General features: G+C 32.3%; 4 protein-coding genes and 1 pseudogene. 3 read left to right on the top strand and 2 right to left on the bottom strand.

Annotated features, from left to right (window positions below; genetic code table 11):
* Positions 1-3,852: 3,852 nt before the first annotated feature.
* From aroQ to accC, 3 genes are read left to right on the top strand one after another with little or no spacing between them, the layout of a single operon-like run.
* Positions 3,853-4,305, top strand: coding sequence for a type II 3-dehydroquinate dehydratase (gene aroQ / locus GIY03_RS03110; protein WP_457913661.1), 453 nt, complete (start codon positions 3,853-3,855; stop codon positions 4,303-4,305).
* A gap of 31 nt (positions 4,306-4,336) precedes the next feature.
* Positions 4,337-4,795, top strand: a complete 459-nt coding sequence (accB, locus tag GIY03_RS03105; RefSeq protein WP_457913660.1) for an acetyl-CoA carboxylase biotin carboxyl carrier protein — start codon at positions 4,337-4,339, stop codon at positions 4,793-4,795.
* Between the two features lie 11 nt (positions 4,796-4,806).
* Positions 4,807-6,147, top strand: a complete 1,341-nt coding sequence (accC, locus tag GIY03_RS03100) for an acetyl-CoA carboxylase biotin carboxylase subunit (RefSeq protein WP_457913659.1) — start codon at positions 4,807-4,809, stop codon at positions 6,145-6,147.
* Between the two features lie 1,444 nt (positions 6,148-7,591).
* Here accC and GIY03_RS03095 read toward each other — a convergent pair.
* Positions 7,592-7,735, bottom strand: a pseudogene (locus tag GIY03_RS03095) (hypothetical protein); the annotation flags it as partial.
* A 3,726-nt stretch (positions 7,736-11,461) separates the two neighbouring features.
* A complete protein-coding gene (locus tag GIY03_RS03090; protein WP_457913658.1) occupies positions 11,462-12,433 on the bottom strand; it encodes a deacetylase in 972 nt (323 codons plus the stop codon).
* Positions 12,434-14,206: the final 1,773 nt, after the last annotated feature.

Genomic DNA, 14,206 nt, shown 5'->3' with positions numbered 1-14,206 from the left:
ATACGCACACGATATAGTTAGTATAGCATAATCGGAAAATAGTATGCTGTGTTAGCTGCATAAAATAAACAGCATGCCGAATGTATTTTATGTAAAAACATTGACAGGTAGATAGTGTGCAGGGGTACACTCAGTGATTATATTGATATCATTAATAAAACTACAGTGCCCGAAGTCTTTTTGAGGTTATAAAATTCTGTAGTATCGAAAAGTACTATCAATCAGTTAGAGCATACTATTTCAAATAATACCAGCGATAGCAGTTTTATGAAAATATTCGTTAGTCTAGATTTTTACGCAATGTTTCTATTTGATTCAGTGCAAAGACTAATACAGTTAGCATCAGTACTCATGGAAAAGTTCAGTGTTTATTAAATAATAGAAACATGTATTAAGCAACCTACAGAGATCAGCGATAGTTTACGTAAGATTTGAAAACACCAAAAAGCGTACAACTAAAAAAATCAGCTACGTTAATGAAACAATTCATAAGTTTTTATTGAAATAACTATGCATAATAGTGCGCTGTATACTACAGCGCTATTGTCCTACTTGTTAGTTTTACACTTAATGTACTCAGCCTATTTTTATAGGCTACTAGAAATAGTGAGGATGAGTATGGTGATGAGGAAATGCGTAGTGTTTTGTCAGCAAGAGCGGTGGATAGAATTAGCGTATTATCATTTAGACAGTTGTGTTTATCTACACGTTGTGTGCTATATAAGGGTATTAATATTCGGGTATAAGGGGTTAATTTTAGGATAGGTTTTAAAAACATAGAAAGAAAATTGCTATGTGGTAGCAATAGCGATTTTAATATTTTGTATTTTATGCGTTATTGTAAACCTTAATATTAGTAAGAATTTTGAGAAGTTTATAATGAGTATTCTCCTGTATTAATGATCTTAAAGACTATAGATTATTTATAGATTTCTTTGAAATAATACTGAATGTACATGAATAAATGAGCACATCAGAAATTTCTCGTGTTTTACACGGTATAGCGCAGTATCTAATAATATATAAAGTAAAACTATTACATGTTCCAAGAAATAACTCATGAATCTTAATTAGTTTACTAATTTATTGTACGTACTGAAATGTGCGGGTCATTAAAAATAAATTACTCGCAGTATATATCTAACTTAATGAGTGTATTTGTTAGTTTATAGCTATAATCAAGAGGTGTTGCTTAAAAATTTTTAGTAAGTAAACGAGCGATATAATAACTGTATCCCTTGATACCGTGCTTTATTTACTTATCGGTTGTTGAGTATTAATGTGGCGTATAATAGCAGTATTAATATGTGAAATAAGGAGTGAGATCCGTCTGTCGTTCTTGCTATGTGAGATAAATACTATTGGCTAATATTGAAAATGTTTCGGTTAGCAACGTGTTTATTACACCATATTTTTCACTAGAAATATTTATGTTATTGATCGCAGAATTACAAGATAGCATGAAAGTTGTCGTGCTTGCAGAATAACCATGCTGCACTTTTTATTATCCTTTTAAGCAAGATTTATGAGTTATACGATAACCGTGTAGATAGAACAGCACTACTATTCTGAGTAGAGAGAATAGTCTCTTATCTCTATAGTTAATACATCTATTAATATATTGTACAGAAAAGTATTAAAAGTGTTGTGCGCTTAATAGTCTAGTTAACAAGAGGGATAATACCAAGAATTTAATTAGGTTTATATAGTGGAAAATCGTAACAAAAATAACTGCAGTACTATAAAGTCTAGATAAAAGACTACATTGGGTTTTTATGACAGATGTTCCTTTTTTTTGTTTGTACCTAATAAGTGATCAAGCGATATCTCTTTGAGATGCTGGTATTCATTAATAATGAAAGAATTTATATCAGCAAGGAATAGTAGAGCTCCAGATAATATAGCGTGCTAGATCTAATAATATATATTGTCTTGCTCATGTAGTGTTAAGAAATACTATTGTATCAGCCATAATGAGCACAATATACTATTGTGTCTAACGCATGAATATTTACTCTCTAAAATATCTGACATAAAGTATTGGTATTACCACTGGTCTGTTTACCTTTGGTAATACATTCTATAATCTCCTGATCAATCAAGATAGCAAAGCATCTGATGTTAATACTCGTCTAATTTTAAGTGCAATTTGCATGAGTTTACAGGGTGTAAAATGATCGCTGGTAGATATAATATCTTGAGGGTTTCACTGAGTATGTATTATAGTGTCGATTACAATATACTGAATATATAATCTCTTTTATGAAATATGGTAAATAGTTTTATTGTTAATATATCAATATTTTGCGTTATTATATTCCAAATATTTCGCAGAATAATTATATCTAATGATGTTGATCATATTTTATCTCCTGGTCACGTATGTTGTCCTCATATTTTAGAATATCTGCAATCACTAAGCGTTGTAGAGATTGTTGGACGCGATATATTTATAAAGATAATTTATTATTATGCTTCATTTTTAGAGTCTTCTATGTTTATACTCACTGTCGTTATGCTTTATAAAGTTTTATTCATCTACAAAAACGATGCTTGCTTTTGTAATAAAAATCTATGCCGTATTAATAATATTTGGAGTTGTTTAAGTAAAAGTAACATTTAATCTTCCTTATAGTAGAGGAAGATATAGGAGAACATATAACTATAAATAAGTACTTAGAGATGGTTCTTGAGATATCCCTATAAATCATAAAACTATTGTATATCAGGGTATCTATGCGTATTTAAATACTAGTCAGCTAATCATCGGAAATAAGCGCCGTAATAATTATACAGGTGTTGCAAGGACTCAATACCGGCACTGTTGAGTCGAGATTTTTAATCACTCGGCTATCACGACGTTTGCTTTATCCAGTTGTATATCCTACTAAACTGTTTAGGTGCAATGCTATAGCTGTTATAATTATTGTCTTAGCTGTAAAATTATTATTAGATGTATATAAATACAGTGTATAAATTAGTTTACATTCGTGAAAGAATATGCAAACTGAACAGAGTAGATCACGCAGAATAAGTTTCTATTCGTATGCATCATATGTATTAAACATTAGGAATAAAGCCTCTCTATGGTTATTTATCGGCTTACAAAAGAAAAGTATAAACGGTAGAAACCATGGGCAGTTTTGATTACATAAAGACTATAGCTGCGCTATGTTGCAGTTACTATATAAACATACGTTGATCCATGAATATAATAACTTCATGGTAAATATTATTTGTTTTTATTATACTAGGGAAACTAGCCCAATAATGCAGCAGTTGAGTATATTTTAGTAAACTTGACAATGTAACGGTAAGATAGTGTTATTCCTTGTATTTTATTGAAATATCCGACTATATTTAAAGTACTTTTAATATGATCGTTAATAAATAAGTTATCACTGTGTGCAGTATTGGCGAAAAAATTTAGAGATAGCAATAGGTTTTTATTATCTGCTTCATGTAACCTGAATTTAAATGTAAAACTAAAATCTCGCACAGTGCTTAATCAGGAGATAATAAACAAACTGGTACTCTACTTTATAAAAAGCGTTGGATGGAAAAAGACTTTTTTTCTATGATATGTGGCTAGGCTTTCAGGATAATTTTAGGTAGAGTTAAAGAAAATTGTTCAATGTTAAAACATATAATTTTAGCTGAATACAGCATACTATCATTATAGTTTTATATGTCGTTGATGAGAAATTAGTATTTATCTGAAGATTTTACGATCTACGTTAATAAAAAATCTTTATTCTATTTTCTCGGTTAAACTGTCTCTTTAATACGTTAAAGTTAGTAATATCGCGTGATTTTTACGATGTGCATTTTAATATCGGAGGTATGAGCACAATGACGAATCAGTTTCATATTTTGCTTTTAAACGGTCCAAATTTAAATTTGTTAGGGACGCGTGAGTCAGAAAAGTATGGCTCAATAACACTAGAAGCGATCATTAATAGATTAGAAGAACAGGCATCTGTGCAAGGTATAACACTGAGTCATCTGCAATCCAATGCGGAGTACCTATTAATTGACCGCATTCATCAGACACGCGGAAATACGGATTTTATTCTTATCAATCCAGCGGCTTTTACACATACCAGTGTGGCATTACGTGATGCATTACTGGCAGTACAGATTCCTTTTATTGAGATTCACGTATCTAACGTGAACGCTCGTGAGCCTTTTCGTCATCACTCGTACTTTTCTGATTTAGCGGTGGGTGTGATCTGCGGATTAGGCGTAAATGGTTACAGTCTTGCTTTGCAGGCAGCGATTAACCATCTTTCAGATGCCTATTAATAGTTAGAAAAAAAGAGTGCGACATATACTCATGAATATTCGTAAAATTAAGAAAATTATTGAATTAGTGGAAGCGTCAAGTATTTCTGAACTGGAGATTTCTTCAGGCGCAGAGTCAGTTCGCATTAGTCGCGCCGGAGCAGCGCAAGCTTATCCAATCATGCAACATGCATACACATTGCCAACACAGCAACAGCCATCCTTAGCTTCTATAGTGGCTAATGTGTCAGATAAACAATCCCCATCTGTGATGAATAGTCATATTATTCGTTCTCCAATAGTCGGCACTTTTTACCGTACATCTAGTCCCAATGCGAAAGCATTTATAGAAGTTGGTCAAAATGTAAATGTCGGTGATACACTTTGCATTGTTGAAGCAATGAAAATGATGAACCAAATTGAGGCCGATAAATCTGGCGTTATTACTGCTTTTCTTGTTAAAAATGGTCAATCAGTTGAATACGACGAACCACTGGTTGTCATTGATTAACGGGGTATCTTATGTTCGATAAAATTGTTATCGCCAACCGTGGCGAGATAGCATTGCGTATTTTGCGTGCTTGCAAAGAATTAGATATAAAGACTGTTGCAGTGCATTCCATAGCTGACCGTGACCTGAAACATGTATTGCTAGCTAATGAAACCCTGTGTATTGGTCCGGCGCTATCAGTAAAAAGTTACTTAAATATTCCAGCTATTATTTCTGCTGCTGAAATTACTGGTGCGGCAGCTATTCACCCCGGTTACGGATTTCTCTCTGAGAATCCTGACTTCGCCGAGCAGGTTGAACGCTCGGGGTTTATTTTTATTGGACCAAAAGCAGAAACTATCCGTTTAATGGGTGATAAAGTTTCTGCAATCCACGCTATGAAAAAAACAGGAGCTCTATATATTCCTGGCTCGGATGGTCCGCTAACGGATGATATGAATAAAAACTACGATGTTGCTAAACGTATTGGTTATCCAGTAATTATTAAGGCATCTGGCGGCGGCGGCGGTCGTGGCATGCGTGTGGTATATAATTGTCAAAACCTTGAACAGTCTATTCACATGACAAAAGCAGAAGCTAAAGCAGCTTTTAATAATGATATAGTGTATATGGAAAAGTATTTAGAGAATCCACGCCATATTGAAATACAGGTATTATCTGATGGCCAGGGAAGCGCTATTTACCTAGCTGAGCGTGATTGTTCTATGCAACGTCGGTATCAGAAAGTGCTAGAAGAAGCGCCAGCGCCAGGTATTACTAGCGATATACGCCGTTATATCGGCGAGCGTTGTTCACAAGTTTGCATGGACATTCGATACCGAGGTGCAGGTACTTTTGAGTTTTTATATGAAAACGGCGAATTTTATTTTATTGAGATGAACACTCGAATTCAGGTTGAACATCCAGTGACAGAGATGATCACTGGTATAGACTTAGTCAAAGAACAATTGTGCATTGCTGCTGGTATGCCGTTATCAATGAAGCAGCACGAGGTGAAGATTCACGGCCATGCTGTAGAATGCCGAATTAATGCTGAGGATCCACATACTTTTCTACCAAGTCCAGGCAAGATCACTCGTTTCCATGCGCCAGGCGGTTTCGGTGTCCGTTGGGAGTCTCATATCTACGCCGGTTATACTGTACCACCATACTATGATTCTATGATTGGCAAGCTGATTACTTACGGTGAAAACCGTAATATGGCAATAGCTCGCATGAAGAATGCACTGGCGGAGCTAATCATTGATGGCATTAACACGAATATTAAGTTTCAGCAAAAAATTATAAACGACGTTAACTTTCGAAATGGAAGCACCAACATTCATTATTTAGAGCAGCAGTTGAGCTCGTGAGTAACGTATATTATAGAAGTCTAGTATTATTAAAGGTCTAGGTGTAAATTAATTGCTTTACTTAGATACAGACTATAAAGAGGAGGACGCTTATATAGAACATATATTTTTTGTTGTATTATAAAGATTCAAACAAGAAATAAGTACATATTGCTAATAGCATTTTGTTCTTGACATTGAATATACTGTTTTAATTAAACGATATAATTTGTAAGGTATAGTAATGTACCCACTACATGTTTTAACTTTTACCTAACATCAATATATTTCACACCGATTGCATCTAACAATTAATTTTATTTTGCAAATACTTACGTAGTAGTTTAAGTCGGATTTTTAAAATCTCTATAAATAGTTTTAGTTGCTTTTCATCACTATAGCTAATGATATAAAGATGTTAATTCACATCATAGGTATAGAAATAGTGATGTCATATGCTAGATTAATGCGATTATTAGTGATTATATGGATGCTTGATATATGCTCTACGTAATACTTTTTCTTTATGCAGAATTATAACAACTATGTTTGCAGACGCTGAGTTTTGAGTTAAACGCGCTGCACTTATAGTATAAGAAACTTCCATAATTTACTGTTTTATAAAATATAAATAATAACAAAGTTATTGGTATTAATGAATATTCATAAGTAATATACTATGCGTTAAAAAACGCACTACTACGATTATTGTGCTATCTCGCGGTGCAAATAGATAGAAGCCTAGCGTGTGATTGCATAAGTTAATGAAATTATTTTTATTTGATGTTCGGTGATACATTTTTAAAATTATTATTTTAATCAATAAATATCTACTAATAGTAGATGTTAGACGCTACTAATTTTCAGTGCTCTTTTAGATAGTAAGAATGTATTTTTGCTCTTGTATACAATGAGTATGGTTAGTATTTTAGTGAAATTTTAAATACTTTCATTAATCCTTTAATATTGCAAGCTCATTCATATGTCTTGGTTATGCTCTCAATTCATTCATATTAATACTTAATAAGTAAATAATATGATGCGGCGATACGGTAATCACTTTTTATACTAATATAACAGCTACTAAAATTGCTATGCATATATAGGAAAAGCAAAATCATATTAAACGCATTACTAGATGTATCATGTCACTTCTTAAGTAAAATATACACTGAAGTATTAAGAATCTACCACGGATTTCATCTAGTCTTTTGCCAAAGTTTAAGAGCTTTCTTGTTATATGCTGCATATTTAATTCACTACGATGCTATTAGTACATACATTGTATTGTTTCTTGCACCGTTATGTTTTTAATGTGCAGATACTCCCCGTCTAGCATCTTTGTGCATCTGTTGCGTGCAGAGTTGAATGTCCAGCATTTTATTTGCATAGGCCAAGTATTACGGTGTTCTGGATTGATAGTTATTAATTTTTGGCGGAAGATATAAGCTTTAAGCTAGTTTTTTTAGACAATGAAGGTGGTATGTATAATGTTAAGCAATATATAATAATCTTGGACGTGTTCAATCACTACAGGTACTGCGCGTATATTATATAGTTCATTAAAATATAAATTTTTTACGTGCATTTTACGCAAAATATTATAGCTCTGTTGTGAGCGTTATAGATTGCAGCATGAATTTTTTATTAGCTATAGTGATGTGTAAAGGGTTTATAAAATTTTTAATAAGTTGTTTTACGATCAATTCGGTGCTCATATTTTCTGATATAGCTCTTTTTGTTCTAGATGAATATACATGTTAGATGTAATCTAAGCGGTATGTTCTATTATTGTTATAATAGGATGTACTAATAAAATATGCAGTATCTTGGATAAGTAATAGCATTTCAGTTTGACATGGATGTGTATAACAGTTATTCCATTGTTAAGTCATGTATAGGTTGTCTAAGATATAGGTGATAAACATGTTTGTAGTGGTAAAATTGGTCGCATAGACCGTAATTAGTTGTGCTAGGTGAAAAAATGAAATTCGCGTTTTAAAAAATCAAGTGCTTCATATTATTTTGATTAATAATTGCTCGCTTATTTACTCAGATGGTAGATTATGTCATGCAGCGCGCCCGCCACTGCAAACTTTAAGTTTTGCATGAGTATAAACACTATAGTTCTAGCTTCGCAGATTTTTTCGCTAGTACTTTAGAATATATGATAGGAAAACAATGCTTTTGTTCCCTGACTGTTATGATTATCTTTCGGCAATTGTTTAAGCTTTGCTTGCGCCTTAGAGTATCAGTAGTCCTTTTTATAGGATTAATCATGTGATATAACTAGTATATCATGTAATTACTGCCTCATAAAATAGCGCTTGTTTTTGCTGAGCGCTTGAGCTATCTATTCAATAATATCATTGTCGTCTAGTGATGTAATATATGGAGATTACGCATTGGTTGATGAATAGTTTTATTTAAGAATTAATATAGAGCAAAAAAGCCGAGATTACCTGTTTTAAAATCATCATTAGAGGTATTTTAGGTTTGTCGTCATGTTCTCTATATAGTAAGAGAACGCCTACCGTAGATAAATGCACCTAGTTGACGGTCATAAACATATATCTATTTAGTATAATATATATTATAGGCTTTAAGTACTGTTATTTTCAATCGTTTTAGATTGTAGTAGCGATTATTGCGTTCTGACATTAACTGTATTTTACTGAAGTTTCTTTACACATGTGATTCTTGTTAGATATATCACAATTTATGGGATAGTGATCAAAGTACCTCCATTATTAATTAATAATGGCGTTGGTTGTTAAATGATGAAAGAGTTTTGGTATCAATATGCCTGTATTGTGGTAGAACAGAGAGTGTAAGTGATCTTCACTGCTTTTGTAGTCCTCTGATTGTTTATTATTTTTAGACTAAAATAAGTGCGTTAGATTAATCGTTTTTTTGGACTGTGTATTTTTATTAAAAAGCGCTTAGTCACATTCCGTTAACTTGATTATGATTTTTATAGCCTGGAGGAGTAGCGATAAAATATTGTATAATGCGATGTTTACTTAAGGGTGTAAGCCAGCACTATCTGTTTAATTTTCCGCTTACGACAATGAAATGCAAACAAGTTGCTGCTTTATCAAAACTATTTCATAAGACGTGCTGGATTATTTGATTTTACTGAAAAGTTCTATCTCTTTCTAGATTCGAGAGAGATAGAACATCGGAAACCTTGATTGACACGAGTGTATTATGATTCCGCGAACTAGCAGAATATTACTCTGCTACTTGATCATTATACGTTGGTATATAGTCATCGGCATTGTGTTATATAGAACGGAAACTCTCCTAGCTATAGAGATCTGCATAGAGAAACTACCATCACTGTATTGTAGTACTCGCATTACACCTTAGCAGCAAGTCGTATTTGCTCGATGCGTTTTTATATACAGTGTCTTTTTTGGTATCGGCATCAGGGTGGGGAAATATGTTTCTAATTGGCAGTAATTTAGTAATAAATATCTTACCAAATGTTAGAAAAGAATTTTTTCATTACAGTGTGCAACTGTACAGCTAGCATCTTATTGAGTGTGAGCATTATCATAGGTTGTGTAATCTTAGTTATTATATTCTCGATAGTAAAATGTCTTCAAACCAGTCATGCCTAATATCGTCAAGTTAGTTAGATAATCCTCTATTATTATGATTGCTTTGAGTGTATAAAGCTCTGTATCTGTCCGTTGCTTAGGTTTAAATAAATACTTGACTGATTAATTAAGTAATCTTACGGAGATATATACATGCAACTAACTATTAGTAGCGGTGCGACATTCTTAATGTGATAAATGATAAAAAAGAGGGGCTGATTTAGGTTATGTCTGATAATGTTAGATATAAAATAGCTTCAAAATTGTAAATGAGCTGTATGACTAAGAGCAATATCATTAGAGAACTTTGCTAATTCTTAACAGATTAATTAGTAGAATTTATTAAGAAGTCATTTATTAATAGTACTTAATGTGGTGACGTTAATAAAAGAAGCGCCATTAATATGTCTATAGTTTTTTATTATTTATGATCAAATAAATATTTAAGATTTTGTAAATAAGCGATACACATATCATCAACAAAAATATACTCACCACCGATAAAAATCACATCTGTATCTTTGTCATTTCAGATACCGCGACAGGAGAGAAGATGATTGTCTATCTACTATTATTGTGTTCATTGCTATACATTATAATCGTGACGTGATTATTTACACTCTTTTCTAATAACATGAATCGTTTGCGTATTAGAACTACGCAGAACATCTCTAGTACTGTTGGGTTACACTTGAAATAAAGTTAAATAGCTATGTGCACATAGCATGCTGTATTGATTAATAATCTAAGAAATTATCTTCTTACAACTATATAAGTTATTATCAACTAAATGAATCTAATATCAAATATTTACTACACTTGATAAGTAAAAGAGAATCATTATATTGCGACGATTTTGTTTACTATAAAAACTATTCAGTATAACTTATTACTATTATTCGAAACCCCTACATATGTTCATAGAAGTTCATAAAATGAACGAGAGAGTTAAAAGAATACGGTCATCCTATTTATTAATGACCTTGTACGCGACATAACGAACACAATTGGTAGATTACCCGATGCTAACTGGAGGGAACCGTAAATCATAAAAATTATTGATAGTTGTATGTTTTTAAAATTATAGCGTCGCTCAGCGTTCACAAGACAGCTATAAACAGCACCGTAATTCATAATCACCGCGCACGCAATAGTGATAATCGCGGCATTTTACTAAAATTACACAATGTACTGAATCATATAGAAGGTGTCTCGTTTCTTGATCCAAAGGTTATTACTATATAAAAGTCTGTAAAACTGGACAATAGTCATGAATCTTTAATAGTCATAAATCTTTAGTATCACTTTCGTCCTCTACCCAGCCATATCTGGGTCTAATAAAACACTGTAGTTAATAATGTAGAAAAAATCAGTAGCAACTATTTCGCTTTAATAAAGACGTTTTAGCAAGAAATACGCCACTTCTTCAGCGAAATACTCTCAAGATATAATAAAAATATAATAAAATTCATATATAACTCCTAAAAGAAGTTAGAATGTCGATTAAGTAAATTAGATATAAAATTTAAAAAAATTACAGTAAATGAAATCGAACATGCAGTATTCTACTAAATCATACAAGTGAGCTAAAAGTATCATAATTGCATACTATAAATGCACAACCAAAATACTATTATATTTGATGATATCAAGCATTTTATTTATTAGGATAATATTTTTCTAGATAGAAATCGTGGTAGACGTAAAGTATGAGGCATTTGGTATTTTCCCTAATTTTTCTCATTATGCATAATTTTATCTAAATAAAATTCTGAAAGAGTTTTGCCTATCACTAGCTTTTTCAACCAAAAAAATAATTTCTCTAAATCTAAATAAAGTACTTCAATATCTTTTTTTGTTATAAATGTTGGGCTTCCCCCAGGCATAAACTCAGGAGAATGTAACATAAATTCTAGGTAGTCATGTCCTTCTGCCAATGAAAAATCAATGATTTTTTTCATCTGATATAAGTTCTTCCGACTTGGCCGAAGCCAGCTTACCGACAGTGAGTGACACTGGCCACGTAGCTTATAATAGCTTGTTTTGAAAGTGTTGATTAGTGTCGAATGTTTGTATTTGATACTCATTGGAATCTCTAATAATGTGGACAACCCTGGTTGGGCAATGTTTTTTGGATCGATAAAATAGGACTGAGATGGGAAATAACGATAGTCTGTGCCGCCTTTTCCTTGTGGACTTCCTAACGAGTACTGCCAATTAACGCCTGGTGTAACAGAGCAATCTACTTGATAACCATATTCTAACAGTAACGATGCATAGTATTCATTAAAGGCCCAGCGCCCAGCGCGATGGCTAAGTATTCTTGTTTGAAAAGTGTCTTCTAGAAGTTTAGTCATATAATCGACTTTTTCATGCATTTGATTATTAGGATATTCAATTAAATACGGCTTATGCCGATAATCATCATCGGTTAATGGAGTTAATGGCGGGCTATTCCAGGCGTGCAAATGCATACCTACCTCGCCGGCATTACGAGAGATTACATGACAGGCAAACTCTACATAGGCTGGATCTAGTGCCATTTCATAGTTAGTAAGATAAACTGGTTTGAAGGCATATTTTTCACATAGAGCTTGAAAACGCGGTAGAAAATGTGTATTTTTAGTAGCAATATTGTCATTGTTTTGCCATAAATTATCGCCTTCGGTATCAATTGTTATAAGAAATGCAGGTTTATCCATAAATATCAACCTATATTCGTTAGGATTGCAATGCAGAGACAAGAGTCTTGAAACATTATGCTATTCATCAATAACCAAGCAGTACTATCTAGAGATTTCATATAAAATTTAAGGAATAAAATTTATTGATTTCTTATATAGCTTGTAAAGTTAGTAATGAGATATATAAAAATTAACGCACATGCAATATAAATATTGTCGAGTATACACATGATTAATTTAACGTAGTGTTTTTTAAATTCTAGAATTTATCGTTAATAATGCATGATACTTTAAAACAATATTGATTATCTTTCGCTGAAGAAGTGGCGTATTTCTTGCTAAAACGTCTTTATTAAAGCGAAATAGTTGCTACTGATTTTTTCTACATTATTAACTACAGTGTTTTATTAGACCCAGATATGGCTGGGTAGAGGACGAAAGTGATACTAAAGATTTATGACTATTAAAGATTCATGACTATTGTCCAGTTTTACAGACTTTTATATAGTAATAACCCTTGGATCAAGAAACGAGACACCTTCATGATTCAGTACATTGTGTAATTTTAGTAAAATGCCGCGATTATCACTATTGCGTGCGCGGTGATTATGAATTACGGTGCTGTTTATAGCTGTCTTGTGAACGCTGAGCGACGCTATAATTTTAAAAACATACAACTATCAATAATTTTTATGATTTACGATTCCCTCCAGTTAGCATCGGGTAATCTACCAATTGTGTTCGTTATGTCGCGTACAAGGTCATTAATAAATAGGATGACCGTATTCTTTTAACTCTCTCGTTCATTTTATGAACTTCTATGAACATATGTAGGGGTTTCGAATAATAGTAATAAGTTATACTGAATAGTTTTTATAGTAAACAAAATCGTCGCAATATAATGATTCTCTTTTACTTATCAAGTGTAGTAAATATTTGATATTAGATTCATTTAGTTGATAATAACTTATATAGTTGTAAGAAGATAATTTCTTAGATTATTAATCAATACAGCATGCTATGTGCACATAGCTATTTAACTTTATTTCAAGTGTAACCCAACAGTACTAGAGATGTTCTGCGTAGTTCTAATACGCAAACGATTCATGTTATTAGAAAAGAGTGTAAATAATCACGTCACGATTATAATGTATAGCAATGAACACAATAATAGTAGATAGACAATCATCTTCTCTCCTGTCGCGGTATCTGAAATGACAAAGATACAGATGTGATTTTTATCGGTGGTGAGTATATTTTTGTTGATGATATGTGTATCGCTTATTTACAAAATCTTAAATATTTATTGCATAATAAATCATAAATTTCATATGTAATGTATTAGAGAAACTCTCTGGCTAGCTTCGATAATGTTGAAAAAATTATCTGTCTGTCTGACAAAAGACAAGCGCCATGATAGCATCACAAGTATTTGGGGTGTTGAGAGTATTAGATTAGTTATTTTAAGTCACTTATAATGAATAATGCATTGATCTTGATAACTGATATGTACACATCAGTGTATTTTAAGCGTTAAACATCACGACTATCGTGTAGTGCTATTGATTACTTTGATCATACGTAGTTTATAAAAGAGTTACTTACAGTTACAAAATAGATACAGTGCTATATCAGAAAATTATAAGATATTAGTAAGTCAGTTAGCACGGATTATTGTATTTATCATTGACGGTCAGGAGAAAAACTACTTAGCACACTGGCGCCATAATAACAACCCTATTGTACCGAGCTCAGGTATATAGCTATAATTTTATATAATTTAGTACATGA

The sequence above is a fragment of the Candidatus Gillettellia adelgis genome, assembly GCA_020541285.1.
GTDB lineage: Bacteria > Pseudomonadota > Gammaproteobacteria > Enterobacterales > Enterobacteriaceae > Gillettellia > Gillettellia adelgis.
This window is presented reverse-complemented; position numbering and strand designations above follow the sequence as displayed.